The sequence below is a fragment of the Halarcobacter anaerophilus genome (genome assembly GCF_006459125.1).
GTDB classification, from domain to species: domain Bacteria; phylum Campylobacterota; class Campylobacteria; order Campylobacterales; family Arcobacteraceae; genus Halarcobacter; species Halarcobacter anaerophilus.
The window spans coordinates 1,368,098-1,390,830 of record NZ_CP041070.1; the positions used below are offsets into that span (position 1 = coordinate 1,368,098).

The following is a 22,733-nucleotide window of genomic DNA, read 5'->3' on the forward strand; positions in this document are numbered from 1 at the left end:
AATATAATTTCCAATGCATATCGCAAAAATTAAGGAATTTTATGAAAAAAAAAGATGATAAAACAATATATTTTATAGGAATGATTGTTGCAATGCTCATTTGGGGCGTAGCATGGCCTTCAGGTAAAGCAACTGCAGAACATTCTAATGCCGAGGTGGCAGCATTTTGGCGATATGCAATCTCTTTTATAACTATTATTCCTGTAATTTGGTATATGAAAACTCCTCTTAAAACAGATAAAATAGGAGCTTTGTATATGATAATTGCAGGTCTTCTAATTTCACTTTTTAATTATCTGTTTTTTGCAGGTTTATCTCATGGTGAAGCCGGTTACGGAGGAACAATGGTAACAGCAATTTCTCCTATTTTAACTTATCTTCTGTCAATTACGGTTTTTAGAACAAAGGTAAATACAAAACAGGTTATAGCTTTAAGTATAGGTATCTTCGCAGCAGTAATTCTTCTAAAAATTCCTTTTGAAGGTTTAGGTTTTTTAAATCTTAACAGTTCATATTTTTTAGAGTGTGCCGTTGTATGGTCGGTTGTAACTATAATTGCTCAAAAGGCTTCAAAAAGAGTTGACCCAATGTTTTATACTTTGATTGTATTTGGGATTACAGGTTTAACTAATATGTTTTTTGCTCTGCCTTACCACCCTTTTGAAATTAGTAAGTTTGATAGTGTTTTTTGGTGGAATATTCTTTTTATAGGAGTCTTGGCTGGTACTTTTAGCACAGCTTTATTTTTTATATCTGCAAGCAAAATAGGAGCTCATCAAACAGGGGTTTTTATGTTTATTGTTCCTGTAGGTGCTATTGTTTCAAGTTGGTTTATCTATAATGAAAATATTGTATTATCGACCGTAGTCGGGTGTGTTTTAGCTTTTGTTGCCGTCGTGCTTTTTAACTCGAAAAGAGGTTTAAGAAAAAAAGCTCAGGTAATTTAAATTTTATATGGAGGTTATTATGAAAAAAGTTTTGATTTTAAATGGACATCAATATTATAAAGGTCCTGCAAACGGTGAGTTGACGGGACATATTATTGAAAAAGCGAAAGAGTTTTTTTCAAAAAACGGTTTTGAAGTTAAATATACTCATATTGAAAAAGGGTATGATGTAAAAGAAGAGTGTGAAAAGTTTCAATGGGCTGATTATGTATTATTACAATATCCGGTTTACTGGATGGGCGTACCTTGGATAACAAAAAAATATTTTGATGAATCTTTTACTCAAGGAGTTCATTATGAAAGCGACGGAAGAAGTAGAAATGATGCTTCTAAAAGATATGGAAGCGGAGGCTTATTAAAAGGTAAAAAATATATGTTATCTTTAACTTACAACTGTCCTACAAGTGAGTTTAGTGCCAAAGATGGATTTTTCGACGGTTTGAGTTTAGATGAAGCAAATATTGCTACTCATAAAATATTTCAATTTTGTGGACTAAAACCTTTGGAAACTTATTCTGTTCATGATATTTTCAAAGGGGATTTGGATTTAGATTCTGAGTTGAAAAAATTCGAATCGGTATTAAGTAAAAATTTTTTATAAAGTTATTTTGATTTAAAATTATAAGATTAAATATAAAGGATAGACATATGGACAAAACTTTTATGGAAGCTATGGATTTCAGACATGCTTGTAAAATTTTTGATGAAACAAAAAAAATAAGTGATGAGGATATGAAATTTATCCTTGAAGTGGCAAGAAAATCTCCAAGCTCTTTCGGGCAAGAGGGATGGAAATTTTTGGTTATCACAAATGAAGAGCTAAAAGCAAAATTAAGACCTTTTTGCTGGGATCAGCCGCAAGTTACTACTTGCTCTCATTTAGTAATTGTTTTAGGTGCCGTTGAAGCATTAAAACCTTCAAGTAAAGTTCCTGCCAAAAGATTCGGAAGAAGAGAATTGCCTCAAGAAAAAATTGATGCCTATGTCGAACTTTATGAAAATCATCTAAAAACAACAGGAGTTTTAGATAATGATAAGACACTGTTTGCATGGAGTGCAAGACAAACGTATATAGCAGCAGGAAATATGATGACGGCAGCTGCAACAAAAGGGATTGATTCTTGTCCTATTGAAGGTTTTGAAAAAGAGAAAGTAGAAGAAGTTTTAGGACTTGATACTTCTAAATATCAATTATCTTTGGTTTTACCTTTCGGATATAGAATTAATCCTCAATCAACTCAAATGAGATTAGCATTTGATGAAGTAGTCGAGTTTATAAAATAAAGGATAAATAATGAGCCGATTTTTTCAAAAAGCAAATATAGGGAAGATGCAACTTAATAATAGAATAATAATGGCACCTATGTGTATGTATAAAAGTGATAATAGCGGAAAAGTAAAGAATTTCCATCATTTTCATTACACCGCAAGAGCTTTAGGGAAAATCGGTTTGATAATAGTTGAAGCTACAGCAATAGAACCAAGAGGAAGAATATCGAATAATGATTTGGGACTTTGGGAAAAATCTCAAATAAAAGGGCATAAAAAGTTAGTTGATAGTTGCCATAAATTTGGTTCTAAAATAGCTTTGCAAATTGCACATGCAGGAAGAAAATCTATTGTAAAAGAGACTACGCCTATTGCTCCTTCTAAAATAATCTTTTCAAAAAACTTACCGTGTAAGATGCCAAATAGTATGGATTCTTATGATATTGAAGATATTAAGAAAAAATTCGTAAAAACCGCAAAAAGAGCAAAAAAAGCGGGATATGATGCAGTTGAACTTCATGCAGCCCACGGATATCTGCTTTGTGAATTTCTATCTAGTTTAACTAATAAAAGAGAAGATACTTACGGTGGAAGTTTAGAGAACAGATGCAGACTAACTGTTGAAATAGCAAAACTTATAAAACAAAAAGTTGGCTTGCCTCTTTTAGTCAGAATAAGTGCGGATGAATGGATGAATGAAGGATGGAATATAGAAGATTCCGTTTATTTATCAAAAGAGTTAGAAAAAGTGGGAGTTGATGCTATTCACGTATCAGCCGGAGGAAATCAAGAAGTAGTAGATAATATGCCTGAAATAAAACCTTTATATCAATGCCATTATGCAAAAAAAATAAAAGAGAGTGTAAATATCCCTGTGATTGCAGTCGGTTTTATTACAACGCCTCATGAATGTGAAGAGATATTAAATAATAATGTTTCTGATTTTGTCGCCTTAGGAAGAGAACTTTTGCGAAATCCAAACTTTATCTTTAACGCGGCACAAGAATTAAATGAAAGAGATTTTATTGAAAGCTCTTATTTAAGAGCTTACTAATTTAAGGTTTTAGAAAAAACCTTATTTTAGCATCCACAAAGAGTCTCTTTATTTTTTTCTTTTGAAGTTTCGTGTCCATCTCTTTTCCACCAACTTAAACCTCCTATAAGCTCTTTTGTCTTAAATCCCAACTTTGCTATATTTAAAGCTCCTTTTGTGGAACCGTTGCAGCCAATGCCGTCACAATAACATATATATATAAATTGTTTGTCTAAGTTTTTTGTTGTCTCTTCATTCATTGTTCTATGGGGGAAATTTATTGCACCTTTTATATGTTCTTTATTAAAAGCTTGAGACAAATCCCATGAATCTATCTCATACTTTAATTTGTTTTCATAATATTCAATTTGATTTTCCATAAAAATCCTTTTTTCTTTTTATTCTAGCAAGTAAAAAAGATAAAATCTACACATTTAATGAGATAAAAATTGTCATTTCTTGCTAAAAAAAACAATATTTTTTGCTAAAATATATTTATGGTTAAAAAAAGTACAAATTTAAAACGAAGTAAAATTGCAAATGATTTAATGAGTTATATTTTTGATAATATTCAAACGGATATTAATTTAGATTATCTTTCAGAAGAGTTTAATATAAACAAATTCCATCTTCACCGTATTTTTAAAGAACAAATGGGTACATCTATTTACGAAACAATAAAATCAATACGTTTACAAAAAGCCTCAAATATATTAATTACAAATAGATATTCAACTATTACGGAAATAGCAAATATGTGCGGATATAGTTCTCAAACTTCATTTATAAGAGCTTTTAAACAAAGGTTTAATCAAACTCCAAAATATTGGAGAAATGGAGGATATAAAGAGTATTCTAATAAAATTTTAAAGCAAAATTTTGATGATAACTGCCAACTTGATTTTAGCAGTTTAAAAAGAAAACTTGTAAAAGTAGTTCCTAGAATGGCTTATTATCTGAGACAAAAAGGGTATACAAAAAATTATAGAGAGATTTGGGAAAAGATGACGGCATGGATTTATACAAACAATATAAAAGAGTATGAACAGATTGGAATTTATCATGATAACCCAACTATTACGCCTTTGCAAAATTGTGATTATGTAGCCTGCGTTGTTCCTAAAGTTAAAAATCTTAATTTATCAAATACCAATCTTCCTATGTTGGAAATTCAAGAGTGCTTGTGTATAACTTTCGATATAGAAGGAACTCATAATGATATTTTAAAACTTGCCCAATGGGTATATCAAGAATGGCTGCCAAATAGCGGATATGAAAAAATTACGATACCTACGTATATGATTTTGAAAAAAATGATATTTTTGAAGATAATCCAATAGTAAAAGGAACTTATTATGTTCCTGTTAAATATATCTAAAATTTTAATTTAGTTTTCTCTTTTATAATCAATTACTTTTCTTATGATATAATTCGCTTTATTTTAAAAAGGCATTATGGATAAGATGGTAGAAGCAGAAGTAAAAACTCAAAAATTTATTGTTAAATTTTCCCCTGAAATTATGATAAAGGGAAGTAAAGCAAAAAGACAAATGATAGATCAGCTTTTTGCAAATATAAAAAAGATTTTAAATAAAATCTCCGAAGAAATTGAGTATAAAAAACTTTTTGACAAAATAGAAGTTGTTTGTCCCATTGAAAAAGTTGAAGAAGTAAGAGAAAAACTTTTAGAAACTTCAGGGATAGAACTTGTTTTAGAAGCTATTCAAATAGATAATATGACTACTTTAGATGAGATCAAAAAAGTCGTAAATGAAAAAATGGCAGAAGAGATTCAAAATAAGACTTTTGTCGTAAGAGCTAAAAGAACAGGTCAGCAAGAGTTTAAATCAACAGATATAGAAAGAATTGTAGGCGGATATATGTTGGCAAACAATCCTACTTCAAAAGTAGATTTAAGAAATCCGGAAGTTACTATAAAAGTTGAACTTATTCATAAACAGTTAAATATTATTACAAATAGATATTCAGGACTTTCAGGATTTCCTTTGGGAACACAAGGAGATATTTTATCTTTGATGTCAGGAGGTTTTGATTCGACTGTTGCAAGTTATTTGACAATGAAAAGAGGAATAAAAACACATTTTATATTTTTTAACCTTGGTGGAATAGCTCATGAAATAGGTGTGAAACAGGTTGCTTTTTATCTTTGGAATAAGTTTGGAAGTTCCCATAAAGTAACTTTCACTTCTGTTCCTTTCGAAGATGTGGTAACAGAGATTTTTAATTCTACAAGTCAGTCTTATATGGGAGTTACTTTAAAAAGATTAATGCTTATGGCATCTGAAAAAATAGCAAACAACTTAAAAATTGATGCACTTTTAACAGGTGAAAGCGTAGCTCAAGTTTCAAGTCAGACTTTAAGAAATCTTGCTTTAATTGATCAAGCTACTCAAAAACTTGTTTTAAGACCGCTTAGTACTATGAACAAACCTGAAATTATTGATATAGCCGAGAAAATCGGTACTAGAAAATTTGCCGAAAATATGCCTGAATATTGTGGAGTAATTTCAAAAAATCCGGTAACTCACGGTTCCTATGAAAGAATGGAAAAAGAGGCCAAAAAGTTTAATTATGAAGTTTTGGATAAAGCTGTTGAAGAAGCCCTTACTATAAATGTTGATGAAATTATATCAGACGTAAACAGTATAGGTGAAGTTGAAGTCGTGCATGATATTTCAAAGGGTAACTATACGGTAATAGATATTAGGCAAAATGATGAGTGTATAGAGACTTGCTGCGAAACTATTAAAATACCTTTTTATAAACTAAAATCAGAGTTTGAAAAACTGCCGCAGGATAAAGAGTATCTTTTTTATTGTGATAAAGGTGTTTTAAGCCAATTACACGCACAATATTTGATTGATTCTAAGGGGTATAAAAATATAAAAGTTTATAGACCGTAGATTTTTATTTTTCCTCTTAGAATATTTTATTTAATTATATTATAATTAGTAAATTACTTATGGAGGAAATTATGTCTGAATTTAATGGTGGGAAAGTTAATAATTTTCCAAGGTATTTAGTAATCGGATCAGTTCCTATTCTTCTTTTTGTTTTGCTTCTTTTGGGATTTAATCAGTTTATTCCTCTAAAAGTTGAAATTCATTCAATAATAATTATTTTTTTAATACTTTTAATTTTTCTATTTTTTATACCTCACAATGCCTGGTACTCTTTTTCGATATTTAAAAAAAGATTAGAAGACTCTAAAGAGAATATAGATAATTTTTTGGCTTCAAAAGAGTTAACACTAAACGGAAAAACAAAATCTTATGCCTCTTTGGATGAGTATTTAAAAAACTCTTCAAAAAATCTTAGAAACGATAACTTTGCAAATATAGCATCTTCAATTTTTCCGACCTTGGGGATTTTAGGTACTTTTACCGCTATTGCTATTTCAATGCCTAATTTTACAGTTGATTCAAAACAGGCTTTGGAAAATGAGATTACCCTTTTGTTAAGCGGTGTAGGAACTGCTTTTTACGCTTCGATTTTCGGTATTTTTTTATCAATTTGGTGGATCTTTTTTGAGAAAAGAGGTTTAACAAAAATTGAAAATGAGATGATTTTTATTAAAGATACTTTCAAAGATAAAATTTGGACAAAAGAGGAGATTGAAATAGCGACGATAATAGAGAAACAAAAAGATTCTTTGCCTGAAAAAATAGAAAATCTTTTAACTCCCGATTATCTTTTTAGACTTGATGCAATTATTAAAGAGAAACTCAATCAGCTTGAAGAGATAAATAAAACTTTTTTAGGTATTGAAAATAAAATATCCGAAAGTTATATGAATTTTTCTTCTATGTTTGATAAAACAGCAGTTCAACAGGAAAAACTTATAGAAAATTTTGAAAATATTCAAGGAAGTATAGAAAAAATAAATGAAAGTTTTAAAGAGAGTTTGTCAAATCAAAAAATAAATCAAAAAGCCGTTAAAGCAGAGACTTATTCGGCATTAACTTCTTTGCAGATGGTATCAAGTGATTTAAAAGAGCTTGGAAAAGATTTGATAAATGCAAAATAAAAACAATAATACCAATTTTTGGATATCTTATGCAGATTTGATGGCAGGTCTTCTTTTTGTTTTTATCCTTTTAATAGGTGCAATTATCGTAAAATATACCCTTCTTCAAAGTGAAAGTGCCGAACTTGAAACAAATCTTCAAAAAGAGAAAACGGCATTGGAAAAAAATAGAAATGAACTTTTATTAAAAGAAAAAAGACTTAAAAATATTATAAATGAGCTTGATGAAAGTGAAGAAGAGGTAAAAAATCTTCAAGAAGAAGCAATTTTAATGAATGAAAAACTGAAAAATTCTATTTTGGAAAATGAACAGTTAAAACTTACGATAACAGAAAAAGAGGGCTTACTTGAAGATAAAGAGAGTTTGATAAAAGAGTTTACTCTTTCAAAAGAGGAGATAGAAAAAAAATTAGAGGATTTAAATAAGCAAAAAACTGAACTTTTAGGAAAGCTTGATTCTATGAGCACTCTTTTGGCAAATAAAGAAGAAGAGTATGAAAAATTATCAAATAGCAGTAAGAAAAAGCTTGATTCTTTAGTAGAGCAAAAGTTAGAAAAAGAGAAATTAATAGAACTTTTAAAAAGTAAAAATCAAGATTTAGATGCAGAAATGAAAGTTATGGCAATAAAATTGCAAAACAGTGAAAAAGAGCATACACTTTTAGTAAATGAACTTGAAACAACAAAAACAAAAATAAAAAATTTGACAGGTATAAAAATCAAAGTAATCACTCTTTTAAAAGAGAAACTAGGGAAAAATATAAATATAGATTCTAAAAGTGGAAACTTAAGACTCTCTTCGAATATTTTGTTTGATCAGGGAAAATCCGAATTAAAACCTAGTTCAAAAGCTTTTTTGAAAAATGCGGTATATGACTATTTTCAAACAATATTAAATAACAAAGAGATAAACAGATATATTGATACTATTGTAATAGAAGGTCATACAAACTCTACGGGAGGTTTTTTATATAATCTTGATTTGTCACAAAAAAGAGCATATTCAGTAATGGATTTTTTACTCTCTTTAGATTTTAAAAATAAAGAGAAATTACGACAGCTTGTTGTCGCAAGCGGAAGATCATATTTAGATCCCGTATTTGATAAAAACGGCAAAGAAGATAAAGAGGCTTCAAGAAGAATAGAGATAAAACTGAATATAAAAAATGAAGAAGCAATAAAAGAGATAAGAACTATTTTAAAATAGTTATTTGCTCTTTCTATATGTTTTAAGCTATTTGAACGATAGTATTAATTTTTAGCTAAAAATTTTTGAGCTTGAATCTCTTTTAGTCCCGATTTTGAGCAAGCGATTTTAAAATCTTCTTTTGCTTCTAGAAGTCTTTTTAATACTTCATATTTATATTTTTTTGTAAGAATGTACATTCATGTCCTTTGTTTTTATTTAATTGAACAATATATTAGTTCACAGGTACTGTTTTTAACAAGTAAAATAATCTTTTTAGTTTTTAAAATTAAAGTTAGAGTTAAAATAGAGAGGATAAAGTTCTTAAGATTAGAAAAATAATCTTAACTTGAACTTTATATCAGTTTTAGAATAAGTATTTACAAATAAGTTATATCTTTTCTACATCTTGGGCAAAGTCACCTTTTTCATTGTTTCCGATTAAAAAGCTCACTTTTTGATTTTCATCTAATGAAACTCTTTCATAACCTGTGTTATTAACTTCTCTGTAGTGTACAAAAATATCTTTTGTTCCATCTTCTAATTGGATAAATCCAAAACCTTTTTCATTGTTGAACCATTTTACAGTTCCGTTGTATCTATTTGACATAGAAATCCTTTTGTATATATTACTTCATATATGAAGTTTTAGTAAAGTTAAACTAGATTTTAAATTTTTTGAGAGATAAGTGTCAACATAGAAGTCAATAAAAAGCAAACAATGTATAAGTACTAATTTTCTTTAAGTGCAGACACTATATCAGAAAAAAATAAAAATAGCAAGCTTTGTAACTATTTTTATCTAATTCCTTAAAATCTTGAAGGATTATTGGATTACTCTTGAATAGTCCAAATTAATTTAGAGATATCAAAATTTAAAATTTTAAGTTTTTTCACAATCTTATTTTGGATATTTATAGGAAGTGTTTTTGTTCTTGAAAGTATCCATAAGTATTTCTTAGTCGGTTCACTAACAACAGCATAAGAGTAATCCTTTGCTAACATTATTACCCAGTAATCTCCATAGAAAGGCCAAAAAAAAGTAACTTTTAGTTTTGAATTTGTGTTATCTACTTTTTTTGCTTCGCCTATTGCTTCTTTTTTTTCATTTGTCATAATATCTTGACACCTATTTACGACTTTTATATTATTGTTTTTCTTTAAAGAGTATGTTGCACTTACATTTTTACAGTTTTTTTCAAAAAAATGTTCATATCTTGCTATTTCATACCATTTTCCCAAATATTGATTTAGGTCTAGCTTTTTAACACTTTGTATTTTGGGATCTTTGGTTGCACATCCTGTTATAAATAGTAATATGAATAGCGTAGATAGTAAATATTTCATAAATTGCCTTTTTATTTTAGTTTATAGCATATGAAAATATTTTTGTATGGATATTATGTCTATTTATAAAAAAGTCTGATAAATCCAAACAGAAACAACACTATTGCAAGCTCTTTTGGCTCAAAACCGTAAAGAAGATAAAAAATTGAAGCAAAGATAAAACCAAAAGAGATAAATGAGGATTGTAAATACTCTTTTGTAACTCTTTTTATAAAATCTAATTGATTATTAGATATCTCAACTTCCAATGTTCCTTCACTTGCCTTTTTTACTACTGTTTTAAAATCTTTTGTTATAAAAGGTATCTCTTTTATCTCTTCAATAAGTGTTTCTACTATCGACTCTTTTGCTCCTAGTGCTTTTGGTACGTTTTTATTTAAAATTGGCAAAATATCTTTTACCCCGTTGAAATTTTCTATATAGGTTGTTCCAAGACCTTCAACAATAGCACTTACTCTTAAAATATATATGGCATCGCTTGGAAGTTTAAAAGGCATTCCTCTTGTACTCTCTAAGACTTCAAAAGCCAAGTTTTGCATTGTTTGGCTGTCTAAACTCTCATTTGAAAAGATTTCAAACATTTTAGATACAAATTGTGCCAATTCATTTGTCGGAGCTTCATAGGCAACTGTTCCAAGTTTTTTACTTGCACTGATATAGCTCTCATAATCTTGTTCGTTTGCCGCTTTGATTAGTTCTATTATTGCAACTCTTTTTTCATTTGGTACGGTTTTTACCATTCCAAAATCAAGAAGTATAAGCTCTCCTTTTTTATTTACCAAAAGGTTTCCCGGATGCGGATCTGCATGAAAATATCCGTTTATCAGCATTTGGGTTGTATAAAAATCAACAAGATTTGAAATGATTTTTTTAAAATCAATTTTGTTTTTTAAGATATTCTCTTTATCGTCAAACCTAAATCCCTCTTCAAAACTCATAATCAAAGCATCATCGCAAGAGTATTTTTTATATGCTTTGGGAAATTTTATTTTCTGCTTTTTATAAACTTTTCTAAAATTTTTTAGATTTTGAAGCTCTTGATTTAAACTTACTTCTTGAACTATCATTTTTGAAAATTCAGAGATTACAGCTTCAATTGAGTTTTTTGTATAGTTTGAAAAAAGAGGTTTAAAAAGTTTGTTAAACATAGTTATTATTTTAATATCTGCCAAAACTCTATTTTTTATACCTTTTCTTCTAAGTTTTACCGCAACTTTTTTGCCGTTTTTTAAATATGCTTCGTGAACCTGTCCTATCGAGGCAGAAGCCATTGCGGTTTTTTCAAAACTTTGAAAAATATCTTTGTTTTTAAAAGCTTTTTGGAAAACTTCTTCAAAATCTTTTTCTTTCATAGGAGGTATTTGGTCATGCAGCTGTTGTAACTGTTTTAAATACTCTTTATCGAAAAAATCCGATCTAGTGGCTAATACTTGAGCTAGTTTTATAAAACTTGCTCCTAAATAGATTATAGTCTCTTTTAATTTTACGGGATTTAAAGGTTTAAATATTAAAAACCTTTTTTTCCTTTTTATTACTAAAAAGATTGTTAATAAGAATTTAAAAACTTTATAAACTCTTAAAGGTGAATAGTATTTGATTTTATATCCTTTTTAGGGTTCTAAACGGCAAACTTCCCATCTGTTTTCAACTAATTTATAAACAAATCTGTCATGAAGTCTATTTAAAGCTCCCTGCCAAAACTCGAAATAGTTTGGGATTATTTGATATCCTCCCCAAAATGAGGGAAAAGGTATCTCACCTTTTGCAAATTTTTTTCTCATCTCGTCAAATTTTGTTTCTAAAATAGATCTTGAAGTTACAACTTGACTTTGATGAGATACCCAAGCTCCTAATTGACTCCCTTTTGGTCTGGAAAGAAAATATTTCAAAGACTCCGTTTTGGAAATTTTTTTTATAATACCTTCGATTCTTACTTGTCTTTCAAGTCCAAGCCAGGCAAAATGTGCGGAAATATTTGAGTTTTCGTCAATTTGTTTTGCTTTTTTACTTTCATAATTTGAAAAAAAAGTGAAACCTTCTTTATCATACATTTTAAGAAGTACCGTTCTTTGACTAGGTTTCAAATCTTTTCCGACTGTTGCAAGAGTAAAAGCATTTGGTTCTATAAGTTCTGCTTTTAAAGCTTCATTAAACCATTTTTCAAACTGTTTAAAAGGATTATCTTCTAAATCCTCTTTTCTTAAACCTTTTGAGGAATACTCTTGCCTCATTTTTGATAAATCAACCATTATTTCTCTTCTTTGAGTTCTTTTTTTAACTTTTCCAAATCTTTTTTCGTAACAAGTCCAAGTTCGTTTATAAGCTCTTTTATATGACCTCTTATCTCTTTTTTTATTTTTTTGTCTTCTAGTTTTCCCTTTTTTTCAAGGTTTTTTAAAAACTCTTTGGCATCTGCTTTTTTGATTTTCCCTTTTTTTTCTAAGGTTTTAATCTCCTCTTCAACTCTTTGTTTTATTAAAGCCGTTGCTCCTAATCCTGTAAAAATCAACTCTTTTATCATAATTAACTCCTTTTTGGATTTTAAATTTTACTACTTTAAAGTGTTATTTAGTAGTTAAAAAATGTTTTTTTATCTTTATGAGATATCTTTTAAAATAATATCTTCAATATATCTTGATTTACCAAAATGTTCAAGAGGGAAAAAAGAGATATTAGGATATTGCTTTTGCAGATTTTTTATAATATTCGGAATATCTATTGCTACATGTTTGCCTGAATTTAAGAAAAAAGGGTAAAAAGATATCTCTTTTGCCCCTTTTTCTATAAGCTTTTTTGTAGAATCTTCAATACTAGGAAGTGCAATCTCCAAAAATGAGCTTTCAATAAAATCATATTTTTTGTCTTTACTTTTGATATTTTCAACCATACTTTTAAATTCATTGTTGGATAACTCTTTTTTACTGCCGTGGGCAATAAAGATTAAAGCTTTCATTTTGCCAGCAACTCCTTATACTCTGCACATTTTTTTGATATATCTTCGCTTTTCCAAATATCACTTATAACTGCAAGCATATCAATACCGTTTTCTACTAACTCTTTCGCATTTGAAGAGGTAATACCTCCTATCGCACAAACAGGAATATCAAGAGCTTTTTTCGCCTCTTTTACAATATCTTTATCAATAACTTCAGCTTGCGGTTTTGTACTTGAAGTAAAAAAAGAACCGAAAGCCACATAATCTGCTCCTAACTTTTGCATTTTTTTTGCCGTTTGCAAATCTCCGTAACAAGAGATTCCCAAATATCCCCAATAGTTTTTTCTAATTTCGGATACTCTATGATGATCACTTTTTCCTATATGCAAACCGTCACATTGATGTTTTATTGCAAGTTCCACTCTATCGTTTAAGACAAATAAAGCTTTATATCTTCTACATAGTTTTTGAAGAGAAACAAGCTCTTTTTCAAGCTCTTCATCACTGCTTTTTTTATCTCTTAACTGAACAATCTTTGCTCCGCCTTTTAAAGCCTTTTCTACTTGTATAAGCATTTCTTCTTTAGGAGTTAAAACATCATCTGTAATTACGTAAAGTCCTTTTGTTTTACTAAACATTCTATTCCTTTCTTGTGAGATATAGGTCCCATTCCATGACCTATGTTAGGAGCATTTTTTACTGCATAATAGATAAAATCTTTTGCAGTTTTTATTGCTTCTTCAATAGATTTTCCAAGGGCTAAATTGGCTGCAATAGCACTTGAAAAGCTACATCCGGTACCGTGAGTATTTGTTGTATCTATTAATTTTGTATAAAACACCTTTTTATTTTTCTTTTCAAAAAGAGTATCCAGACTTAAAACCTCATTATCTTTTGTTATTTTGTTGTTTTTTATTACGACTTTACAAGGAAGTTTACTTATAACTTCCAAAGATTTTTCATTTAAAATATCATAATCAAACAGCTCTTTTGCTTCAAAAAGATTGGGTGTAATAATATCTACATATTCAAACAACGTTTTAAGATTTTCAATTGCATCGTTATTTAAAAGTTTTGAACCCGCTTTTGAAATAAATACAGGATCAAAAACAATAGGAATATTTAAATCTTTAATACTCTCTTTTACCGTATTTATTATCTCATTTGAAAAAAGCATACCTATTTTTATTGCACTAATATCTAAATCATCTAAAACTGTTTGTATTTGTTCTTTTACAAAACTTGCAGGAACTTCTTGTATATTTGTAACCCCTTTTGTATTTTGTGCAGTTAAAACCGTAAGGGCACTACATCCAAATACACCGAAAGCTTCAAAAGTTTTTAAATCCGCTTGAATACCGGCTCCTCCGCTACTGTCACTTCCTGCAATCGTTAAAACTGTTTTCATCTAATCCCTTCTAATTTTTCTAAAACTTATTTTAACAATAATCTTATTATATGATATTGAATTTTATTCTCTAAATGTCTTATAAGAATTATTAACATAGAATAATAAATATAAGGATTTTTTATCGGAGTATAAAATGGAACATTTGATTGGAGAAAATTGGCACGCTTTGAGTGTAGAAGAGACATTGGAACTTTTTGAAAGTGATGAGATTGAAGGTCTCTCCCCTTTAAATATAAAACACAGAGAAGAGTATTTCGGATTAAATGAGATTAAACAAAAAAATAAAGAGACGAAATTAAAAAAGTTTTTTATGCAGTTTCATAATGCTTTAATCTATATTCTTCTTGCTGCTTCTTTTATCACTTTTCTTTTAGGAGAGTATATTGACAGCAGTGTGATTTTTGCGGTTGTTATAATAAACGTAGTTGTAGGTTTTATCCAAGAAGTAAAAGCGCAAGAGGCAATAGAATCTTTAAAAAATCTGATAGATACAAATGCAATAGTAATAAGAGAAGGTAAAAAACATGAAATCTCTTCAAAAAAGTTGGTTCCAGGAGATATCGTAATTTTAGAATCAGGTTCCAAAGTTCCTTCTGATATAAGATTAATAAGCGTAAAAGATTTAAAAGTAGATGAATCTATGTTAACAGGAGAATCTCTCCCTGTAATAAAAAATATTGAAACAATGGATGAAAAGACATTGTTAAATGATAGAAACAATATGATATATTCAGGTACTTTTGTTACATACGGAAGAGCAAAAGGGATTGTCATAGCAACTGCTAAACATACTCAAGTAGGAAAAATAGCAAATCTAATACATGAAAGTGTCTCTTTACAGACACCTTTGACAAGAAAAATCTCTCAATTTAGTAAGTTACTACTTTATATAATTTTACTTTTAGCTGCCGTTACTCTTGCAGTAGGACTTTTAAGAGAATATAGTTTTGTAGATATTTTTATGGCTTCCGTTGCTTTAGCAGTAGGTGCAATACCTGAAGGACTACCGGCAGCTGTAACCATAACTTTGGCTATCGGTGTTCATAAAATGGCAAAGAAAAATGCAATAATAAGAAAACTACCCGCAGTAGAAACTTTAGGAAGTGTAACAACTATATGTTCTGATAAAACAGGAACTTTAACCCAAAATAAGATGTTTGTTACAAATATCTTTACAGCTTCTTCTTTGTATGAAGTAAAAGGAGTAGGGTATGAGCCAAAAGGGGAGTTCCTTTTAGATAAAAAAGTATTAAAAACAATTCCAAAAGAGCTTTATGAAACACTTTTATCCTCTTATTTATGTAATGAAGCATATTTAATACAAAAAGATAAGGAATATGAAATAAGCGGAGATCCTACTGAAGGAGCCTTGATTGTGGCTGCTTTAAAAATGGGAATTAACGAGTATGAAATAAATAAAGCTCATAAAAGATTGGATATTTTGCCTTTTGAGTCTGATAGACAATATATGGCAACATTGAATGAAGATGAAGAAAAGCAGATAAATGAAATACATCTAAAAGGTTCTATTGAGAGAGTATTACCTTTATGTAGTAATATGTTATCGCAGAAAGGAACTAAAAAATTCAATTTAGCAGAGATTGAAAACGAAGCAAAAAGTTTGGCATCAAAAGGTCTTAGAGTATTAGCCGTTGCAAAAAAAAGAGTAGAAGAGAATGAAATAGAAAACAGCAGATTAAAAGATGACTTTGTATTTTTAGGTCTTGTTGCAATGATTGATCCTCCAAGACAAGAAGCTATAGAGTCTGTAAAAGCTTGTAAAACTGCGGGAATAAATATTATTATGATTACAGGAGATCATGCTCTTACAGCCTTTTCTATTGCAAAAATGATGAATATTTTAAATAAAGAGGATAAATTTGAAGATACGGCATTAAATGCAAAAGAGCTGCATGAATTATCAGATACACAGTTAATAGAAAAACTTAAAACTACAAAAGTTTTTGCAAGAGTAGAACCTGAACAAAAGCTAAGAATAGTTGATGCTTTACAAGCAAGAGGAGAAATTGTGGCAATGACGGGAGATGGGGTAAACGATGCTCCTGCATTAAAACAAGCAGATATTGGAATTGCCATGGGAAAAACAGGAACCGAAGTTGCAAAAGAGGCTTCAGATATGCTTTTAACCGATGATAACTTTAGTTCTATCGCAAAAGCAGTAAAAGAGGGAAGAAATGTATTTGATAATCTAATAAAATTTATAACTTGGACGCTTCCAACAAATCTAGGAGAGGGATTGGTTATTTTATTCTCTATTATGCTTGGCTTTAGTCTGCCTATTTTACCCGTTCAGATTTTATGGATAAATATGACTACCGCAATATTTTTAGGACTTATGTTGGTTTTTGAAAAAAAAGAGGAAAATATTATGACAAGACCTCCACGAACACCTTCTACTCCTATTCTTTCTAAAGAACTGCTTATTATGATGTTAACTGTAGGCTTTTATATGCTTATATCTTCAACTACGATCTTTGAGTATTATATAAACAAAGGTGTAAATGAGGAGTATGCAAGAACCGTAGCCGTTAATATTTTTGTATTTATAGAAATTTTTTATCTCTTTACTTGTAAAAATTTAGAAAAATCAACTTTTAAAATAAACCCTTTTGATAATAGATATCTTCTTTACGGTGTTTTTTTAATGATTGTTTTACAAATCCTATTTACAAACAGTTCTTTGTTAAATAGTGCTTTTGGTACGACTTCTTTATCTCTATATAGTTGGGGATTAATAGTTTTAGTATCTTTTTTTATTATCTTTATAGTAGAGATTTTGAAGTATTTTCTCTTTTACAAAAAGAGAAATTAAGGTTTTTGATATTATTAGTCAAGTTTGGATATAATCCCGCCATAAAAAGAAATGGAGTTTAATATATGTTACAAGTAGTTAATTTAAAGAAAGCATTTGGTCCTAGAGTGCTTTTTCAAGATATAAATTTGAAATTAGATACAGGAAAGAGATATGGGCTTATTGGTGCAAACGGAGCAGGTAAATCTACTTTTCTAAAAATTCTTTCAGGTCAAGAAGAGGCTACTGAAGGTGAGATTCAAATTCAAAGCGGAAAAAAAATAGGAACATTAGGACAAAACCAATTTGCTTTTGAAAATTATACACTTTTTGATACGGTTCTTTTAGGAAATAAAAGACTCTATGATGCAATAAAAGAGAAAGAAAAACTCTATATGAGTGAAGAGTTTACAGATGAGGTTAATAATAGACTAGGTGAATTGGAAATTATTTGTGTTGAAGAGGATCCGACATATGAATATGATGTAAAAATTACCAAAATCTTAGAAGATTTGGGATTTGCTTCTGAACAACATAATGACCTAATGAGTACACTTACAGGGGGAGATAAATTCAAAGTTCTTCTAGCACAAGTTCTTTTCCCTAAACCTGATATTCTGTTTTTAGATGAGCCTACAAATAACCTTGATATAAAAACTATCGGATGGCTTGAAAATCAATTACAACATCATGACGGAACAATGGTCGTAATCTCTCACGATAGACACTTTTTAAATGCCGTATGTACACATATCTTAGATGTTGATTATAAACAAATTAGAGAATTTACGGGGAATTATGATGATTGGTATATTGCTTCAACCGTAATTGCAAAACAACAACAAGCAGATATGAATAAAAAATTAAAAGAGAAAGAAGAGCTTGAAAAGTTTATTGCAAGATTTAGCGCAAATGCTTCAAAAGCAAAACAAGCAACTTCAAGACAAAAACAGCTTGAAAAACTTGATGTCGGTTCAATTCAGATTTCAAGCAGAAGAGACCCTTCTATTGTATTTAAACAAAAAAGAGAAGTGGGTAAAGAGATTTTAGATGTTAAAAATATTTCAAAATCATATGAAGGGAAAGTTGTATTAAAGGATATCTCTTTTAGTTTGGAAAAAGGCGATAAGATAGCTCTAATAGGTCCAAACGGTATCGGGAAAACAACGCTGTGCGAAATATTAGTAGGTAAAGTAAAACCTGATGAAGGCGAAGTTCATTGGGGTGCAACTATTCAAAACGGTTATTTCCCTCAAAATGCAACCGACTTGATAGACGGAGATATGACTCTTTACGATTGGTTAAGAGATTTTGACAGAGATGCAGATATTTCGGAAATAAGAAACTGTCTTGGAAGAATGTTATTTAACGGTCAAGAACAGGAAAAAAAGGTAAAATCTTGTTCAGGTGGTGAAAAACATAGAATGATGCTCTCAAAAATTATGTTAGAACAACCGAATTTCATGGTTCTTGATGAACCTACAAATCACCTTGACCTTGAAGCAATTATTGCCTTAGGAGAAGGACTTTTGGCTTACCAAGGATCTTTAATATGTGTTTCTCACGATAGAGAATTACTTGACGCTTATGCAAATAGAATTATAGAGATTCAAACAGATGGTTCTATTGTAGATTTTAAAGGTAGTTACGAAGAATATCAAGAAAGTAAAGAAGAGGAGTAATTCTTTTCTTACTTTGAATGTCTTGATGCCATTCTTATCTCTCTTCTTTTTATAGCATCATTATATCTTCTTTTTTCATCTTCTGTTTCAGGTTCTAGTTTTGGTACGGGAACGCTGTTGCCTTTTTCATCAACTGCTATCATTGTAAAGTAGCATACATTTGTATTTTTTATGGAATGATCTTTTATATCTTCGGAAATAACTTTAATACCTATTTCCATAGAGGTTCTTCCCGTATAATTTACAGATGCATGAAAAGTAACTAAAGAGCCTATTTTAATAGGGTCTTTAAATAAAACCATATCAACAGATAAAGTTACTGCATAGTTGCCTGTATATCTTGCGGCACATGCAAATGCAACTTGATCCAACATTTTAAGAATTTCTCCTCCGTGTACATTGTTTCCGGTAAAATTTGCTTTATCAGGAGTCATTAACATTGTCATAGTCAATGATTTTTCCCTTTTACATTTTTCACTCATCATTTATAACCTTTTTGTTTTATCCATTCATTATAAAATATAAATCAAAAAATTCAAGAAGATTTTATAAATTTTTCTTATCTATTCTTTGATTTATATAAAAAAGTAACAAGTGCCGAATTTTTGGATTTTAAAATTAATACTTTTGAAATACTATTTAATGTTACAATCAGAAAAATTATTAAGGATACAGCATGGAGAAGATAAATATCTTAATAGTTGACGATATAGAAGATAATCTTTTTGCATTAAGATATCTTCTTGAAGAAAATTTTGAATCTATCAATATTTTAGAAGCAACTTCGGTAAAAGAGGCACTTCTTTCAATTATGAAAAATGATGTTGATTTGATTTTAAGTGATATTCAAATGCCTGAAGTCGATGGATTTGAATTTGTTGAGTATCTTCAAAAAGTAGAAGAGACTAAAGATATTCCTGTTATTTTAATTACGGGAATTTATAATAATGAAACTTATCAAAAAAAGGCATATTCTTGTTCAAAAGAGGTTGTTGATTTTATCTCAAAACCTATTGATGAAGATTTATTATGTTCGAAGTTAAATGTTTTTATAAAACTTTTTCAAGAAAGAAAAAAGAATAAAACAACACTTTTAGAAAAAGAGAAAGAGCTAAAAAAACATAAAAAAATATCTTCTATGGTCAATAATTTGGAAGGAAAATTTTTAAATACGAAAAAAGAGATATTAAAAAACAAAGAGCTTACCAACTTTTTATTAGATGATGATGCTTTAATAGATTTTGGTGAAATAAATGAAATAATTAAAAGTTTAAATTAGAAGAAGAGCTGTTTAAAACAGCCCTTCCATCTCTTCTTGAGTTAAAGTCGTAACTCCAAGTTCAACAGCTTTGTCATATTTACTTCCTGCTTCTTCTCCGTAAATTACATAATCTGTTTTTTTCGATACAGAAGAGCTTACTTTTGCTCCAAGCTCTTCAAGCTCTTTTTTTATCAAACCTCTGCTTTTGCTCATAGTTCCCGTTAAAACTACGGTTTTACCTTTAAAAGCATTTTCTACGACCTCTTTTTTCTCTTCAACTGTGGGTTTAATAATATCTACAAGTTTTAAAACAAGCTCTTTATTTACTCTCATAAACTCACAAAAAGAGTTTGCCATTTGCTCCCCGATACCGTCTAAAGAGACTAAAGAATCATAATCAATGTTTATGACATTTAATCCAAATTCCAGGCAAATTTGTTTTGAAGCAACTTCTCCTATATGTTCAATACCTAAAGCATTTATAACTCTGTGAAGCTGTGTTCCTTTTGTATTTTCTATTGCATTAAGAAGATTATTGATTTTTTTCTCTTTAAAGCCTTCAAGCGGTGCTAAATCTTCATATTTTAAAGAGTATAAATCCAATATATCGTGAATGATTTTTTCTTTTACCAAAAGTTCGACTATTTTATTTCCCAAGCCGTCTATATTCATACAGTTTTTAGATGCAAAATAGATTATTGAATTAACCACACGGCTTGGACAATCCAAGTTTTGGCATTTTATCATTGTGCCTTCATCTAAAACTTCGCTGTGGCAGGTAGGACAAGAAGTAGGGCGTTTTATCTCAACTTGACTCTCATCTCTTCTATCATAAAAAACTTTTGTGATTTTTGGGATAATATCACCGCTTTTTATAATAATAACTTCATCATTTAATCTTAGATCAAGTCTTTGAATTTCATCAAAATTGTGTAAGGTTGCTCTTTCTACGGTTGAACCTTCTATTAAGGTAGGTTCAACAACGGCAACAGGAGTAATAACACCTGTTCTTCCTACTTGTAAAACTATATCTTTTACTTTTGTTGTTTTTTCAACTGCCGGAAATTTGTAGGCACATGACCATTTTGGAAATTTGACAGTGTATCCAAGCTCTTCTTGTATCTCTCTGTCATCTATTTTTATAACCATTCCGTCTAACATCATTTCAAAATTATCTCTTGCTTCAATAATTTTGTAATAAATCTCTTCAATCTCTTCAACTGATTTTGCAATGGTTTGCATTGGCGGTTTTACAAAACCTAAAGAGTAAACGTAATCCATCATTTTACTGTGTTTTTTCATATCCAATGAGTTTTGTCCCACTCCCCAGACATTGAAAAAAAGTTTTCTTTTTGCCGTAATTGCAGGGTCAAGTTGTCTTAAACTTCCAGAAGCAGCATTTCTTGGATTTGCAAAAAGTGCTTCGCCTTTTTGTAGTCTCTCTTGATTTATTTTTTCAAAATCTTTTTTTCTGATAACTATTTCACCGCGAATTTCAATTAAAGATTTCTCTTCTATTTGCAAAGGAATAGAGAAGATTGTTTTTACGTTATTGGTTACGTCTTCTCCTATGTTTCCGTCTCCTCTTGTAATTCCTTGTTTTAACAAACCGTTTTCATAAATAAGATTCAGACTTGCTCCGTCAAATTTCGGTTCACAATAAAATTCTAAATTTGTATTTACTTTTGAGGCTCTTTTTATCCAATCTTCCAACTCTTTTGTATTAAATACATCTTCTTGAGACCACATTCTGCTTAAATGGTTTGCTTTTTCAAAACCTTCCAAAGTAAAACCGCCGACTCTTTTATTTGGTGAATTTGGATGGCTTTTATTTGGATTTTGTTGTTCGTATGCCAAACACTCTCTTGCTAATTTATCATACTCTTCATCTGTTGCTACAGGGTTATCATATACATAATAGGCTTTTGCCCATTTAATTAAAGTTTCAATTTTTTCGTTATATTCAGTTTGTGTCATTCTTCTCTCTTTACCATTTTTGTAAAATATCAACTCTAAAGGGTTTTAGAAGATTAACTCTTCCTTCTCCCAATTCTTCATATCTTTTTTTTATTTTTTCTTTCATCTCTTTTGAAATATTGTTATTTATATCTCTATTTTCAATATGTTTTTTTTCGAAATCTTCAAAATTTTCATAAGTAACTTCTGTTTGAAAAAAGAACTCTTTAAAAAGTCTGAATTTCTCTTCATCTACACTTGCTTTTATGGCTTCAAAAGCATCAATTCTTTCTTGTTCTTCATTATGGAAAAAAGAGACTAACTTATTTTGTTTTCCTATAAAAAGAGGTTCGGAAATATAAGCCATACCGTTTGGTTTTAAAACTCTTTGAATCTCGTCTAAAGCTTTATTCATAAACTCTTTTGGTATATGATGAAAAGATTTAAACATAAAAATAAAATCAACACTCTCATCTTTTAATTTTATATCTTCAGCACCGCAAAGCATAAATTTAATATTTGGAATATTAAGCTTTAAATTTTTTTTATATTGGATTTCATCTACATCACAAGCAATAATTTCTCTGCTAAAACCGTTTGAAGCTATTTTTTGAGTCATGGATGCCGTTCCGCAGCCAAGTTCTAAAATTCTTTTATCATTTAAATTAAGTGTCTCTATAATGTAGTTTTCATCGACAGTTAAAGAGATATTTTCTTCAAGTAGTTTCATTTATTTCCTTTAAAATTGGTATTATACAAAAATAAGTTGTTTTTTCTTATAAAGATTTGTTCATTATCTTTAATAATTTTTTGCTAGAATTTACTTACTATTTTAAATTTTTTAGG

Annotated in this window: 24 protein-coding genes; 11 read left to right on the forward strand and 13 right to left on the reverse strand. The window is 29.4% G+C overall.

Features of this window, described 5'->3' with window-relative positions; all coding sequences use genetic code 11:
- The first annotated feature begins 41 nt into the window (after positions 1 to 41).
- From AANAER_RS06655 to AANAER_RS06670, 4 genes are read left to right on the forward strand one after another with little or no spacing between them, the layout of a single operon-like run.
- Positions 42 to 947 (forward strand): DMT family transporter, encoded by a 906-nt coding sequence (locus tag AANAER_RS06655; RefSeq protein ID WP_129083004.1) that lies wholly within the window; start codon positions 42 to 44, stop codon positions 945 to 947.
- Between the two features lie 19 nt (positions 948 to 966).
- Positions 967 to 1,548, forward strand: coding sequence for an NAD(P)H-dependent oxidoreductase (locus tag AANAER_RS06660; protein ID WP_129083003.1), 582 nt, complete (start codon positions 967 to 969; stop codon positions 1,546 to 1,548).
- Positions 1,549 to 1,595: 47 nt separating this feature from the next.
- Positions 1,596 to 2,231 carry an NAD(P)H-dependent oxidoreductase gene (locus tag AANAER_RS06665; RefSeq protein ID WP_129083002.1) on the forward strand — a complete coding sequence of 212 codons (636 nt, stop codon included), beginning with the start codon at positions 1,596 to 1,598 and terminating at the stop codon, positions 2,229 to 2,231.
- A 10-nt stretch (positions 2,232 to 2,241) separates the two neighbouring features.
- Positions 2,242 to 3,270: an NADH:flavin oxidoreductase/NADH oxidase gene (locus AANAER_RS06670; protein ID WP_129083001.1), complete on the forward strand. Its 1,029-nt coding sequence runs from the start codon at positions 2,242 to 2,244 to the stop codon at positions 3,268 to 3,270.
- Positions 3,271 to 3,296: 26 nt separating this feature from the next.
- Here AANAER_RS06670 and AANAER_RS06675 read toward each other — a convergent pair whose 3' ends face one another.
- On the reverse strand, positions 3,297 to 3,629 hold the full coding sequence (locus AANAER_RS06675; RefSeq protein WP_129083000.1) for a rhodanese-like domain-containing protein: 333 nt from the start codon (positions 3,627 to 3,629) through the stop codon (positions 3,297 to 3,299).
- 117 nt (positions 3,630 to 3,746) lie between these two features.
- Here AANAER_RS06675 and AANAER_RS06680 point away from each other — a divergent pair, with 117 nt between their 5' ends.
- The 4 genes from AANAER_RS06680 to AANAER_RS06695 all read left to right on the forward strand — a co-directional run bounded on the left by AANAER_RS06680 (position 3,747) and on the right by AANAER_RS06695 (position 8,504).
- On the forward strand, positions 3,747 to 4,589 hold the full coding sequence (locus AANAER_RS06680; RefSeq protein ID WP_228711183.1) for an AraC family transcriptional regulator: 843 nt from the start codon (positions 3,747 to 3,749) through the stop codon (positions 4,587 to 4,589).
- Between the two features lie 123 nt (positions 4,590 to 4,712).
- Positions 4,713 to 6,173 (forward strand): tRNA uracil 4-sulfurtransferase ThiI, encoded by a 1,461-nt coding sequence (gene thiI, locus AANAER_RS06685; RefSeq protein ID WP_129082999.1) that lies wholly within the window; start codon positions 4,713 to 4,715, stop codon positions 6,171 to 6,173.
- Positions 6,174 to 6,244: 71 nt separating this feature from the next.
- Entirely contained in the window at positions 6,245 to 7,297 is a 1,053-nt protein-coding gene (locus AANAER_RS06690) for a MotA/TolQ/ExbB proton channel family protein (RefSeq protein WP_164969377.1), read from the forward strand.
- Positions 7,287 to 8,504, forward strand: coding sequence for an OmpA family protein (locus AANAER_RS06695; protein WP_129082997.1), 1,218 nt, complete (start codon positions 7,287 to 7,289; stop codon positions 8,502 to 8,504). The genes AANAER_RS06690 and AANAER_RS06695 overlap by 11 nt, the downstream gene beginning before the upstream one ends.
- A 44-nt stretch (positions 8,505 to 8,548) precedes the next feature.
- On the opposite strand, the gene AANAER_RS15140 is transcribed toward AANAER_RS06695, so the two are convergent.
- The 9 genes from AANAER_RS15140 to thiD form a co-directional block, all read right to left on the reverse strand.
- On the reverse strand, positions 8,549 to 8,683 hold the full coding sequence (locus AANAER_RS15140; RefSeq protein ID WP_267883999.1) for a hypothetical protein: 135 nt from the start codon (positions 8,681 to 8,683) through the stop codon (positions 8,549 to 8,551).
- 191 nt (positions 8,684 to 8,874) lie between these two features.
- The gene (locus tag AANAER_RS06700; RefSeq protein ID WP_044415012.1) at positions 8,875 to 9,093 is read right to left on the reverse strand and encodes a cold-shock protein; all 219 of its coding nucleotides are present in this window, start codon (positions 9,091 to 9,093) and stop codon (positions 8,875 to 8,877) included.
- A 224-nt stretch (positions 9,094 to 9,317) separates the two neighbouring features.
- Positions 9,318 to 9,830, reverse strand: a complete 513-nt coding sequence (locus AANAER_RS06705; protein WP_129082996.1) for a lipocalin family protein — start codon at positions 9,828 to 9,830, stop codon at positions 9,318 to 9,320.
- A gap of 59 nt (positions 9,831 to 9,889) precedes the next feature.
- Positions 9,890 to 11,182: an ABC1 kinase family protein gene (locus AANAER_RS06710; protein ID WP_233736954.1), complete on the reverse strand. Its 1,293-nt coding sequence runs from the start codon at positions 11,180 to 11,182 to the stop codon at positions 9,890 to 9,892.
- 258 nt (positions 11,183 to 11,440) lie between these two features.
- Positions 11,441 to 12,079: a pyridoxamine 5'-phosphate oxidase gene (gene pdxH / locus AANAER_RS06715; protein ID WP_129082994.1), complete on the reverse strand. Its 639-nt coding sequence runs from the start codon at positions 12,077 to 12,079 to the stop codon at positions 11,441 to 11,443.
- On the reverse strand, positions 12,079 to 12,351 hold the full coding sequence (locus AANAER_RS06720; RefSeq protein WP_129082993.1) for a hypothetical protein: 273 nt from the start codon (positions 12,349 to 12,351) through the stop codon (positions 12,079 to 12,081). Before AANAER_RS06720 ends, pdxH begins: the two co-directional genes overlap by 1 nt.
- Before the next feature lie 75 nt (positions 12,352 to 12,426).
- On the reverse strand, positions 12,427 to 12,783 hold the full coding sequence (locus AANAER_RS06725) for a sirohydrochlorin chelatase (protein ID WP_129082992.1): 357 nt from the start codon (positions 12,781 to 12,783) through the stop codon (positions 12,427 to 12,429).
- Positions 12,780 to 13,403, reverse strand: coding sequence for a thiamine phosphate synthase (gene thiE, locus AANAER_RS06730; RefSeq protein WP_129082991.1), 624 nt, complete (start codon positions 13,401 to 13,403; stop codon positions 12,780 to 12,782). Before thiE ends, AANAER_RS06725 begins: the two co-directional genes overlap by 4 nt.
- Positions 13,373 to 14,173, reverse strand: a complete 801-nt coding sequence (gene thiD, locus AANAER_RS06735; protein WP_129082990.1) for a bifunctional hydroxymethylpyrimidine kinase/phosphomethylpyrimidine kinase — start codon at positions 14,171 to 14,173, stop codon at positions 13,373 to 13,375. The genes thiE and thiD overlap by 31 nt, the downstream gene beginning before the upstream one ends.
- A 136-nt stretch (positions 14,174 to 14,309) precedes the next feature.
- Between thiD and AANAER_RS06740 the strand changes: the two genes are divergently transcribed.
- Positions 14,310 to 17,009: a cation-transporting P-type ATPase gene (locus tag AANAER_RS06740; RefSeq protein ID WP_129082989.1), complete on the forward strand. Its 2,700-nt coding sequence runs from the start codon at positions 14,310 to 14,312 to the stop codon at positions 17,007 to 17,009.
- A gap of 65 nt (positions 17,010 to 17,074) precedes the next feature.
- Positions 17,075 to 18,670 (forward strand): ABC-F family ATP-binding cassette domain-containing protein, encoded by a 1,596-nt coding sequence (locus tag AANAER_RS06745; protein WP_129082988.1) that lies wholly within the window; start codon positions 17,075 to 17,077, stop codon positions 18,668 to 18,670.
- An 8-nt stretch (positions 18,671 to 18,678) separates the two neighbouring features.
- Here the strand turns inward: AANAER_RS06745 and AANAER_RS06750 are convergent, their stop codons facing one another.
- Complete coding sequence (locus AANAER_RS06750; RefSeq protein WP_044416754.1) at positions 18,679 to 19,152, reverse strand: acyl-CoA thioesterase; 474 nt, start codon at positions 19,150 to 19,152, stop codon at positions 18,679 to 18,681.
- 194 nt (positions 19,153 to 19,346) lie between these two features.
- On the opposite strand from AANAER_RS06750, the gene AANAER_RS06755 reads away from it, so the two are divergent.
- Positions 19,347 to 19,949 carry a response regulator gene (locus AANAER_RS06755; RefSeq protein ID WP_129082987.1) on the forward strand — a complete coding sequence of 201 codons (603 nt, stop codon included), beginning with the start codon at positions 19,347 to 19,349 and terminating at the stop codon, positions 19,947 to 19,949.
- 12 nt (positions 19,950 to 19,961) lie between these two features.
- On the opposite strand, the gene ligA is transcribed toward AANAER_RS06755, so the two are convergent.
- The gene (gene ligA, locus AANAER_RS06760) at positions 19,962 to 21,908 is read right to left on the reverse strand and encodes an NAD-dependent DNA ligase LigA (protein WP_129082986.1); all 1,947 of its coding nucleotides are present in this window, start codon (positions 21,906 to 21,908) and stop codon (positions 19,962 to 19,964) included.
- 10 nt (positions 21,909 to 21,918) lie between these two features.
- Positions 21,919 to 22,617: a class I SAM-dependent methyltransferase gene (locus AANAER_RS06765; RefSeq protein ID WP_129082985.1), complete on the reverse strand. Its 699-nt coding sequence runs from the start codon at positions 22,615 to 22,617 to the stop codon at positions 21,919 to 21,921.
- Between the last annotated feature and the right edge of the window lie 116 nt (positions 22,618 to 22,733).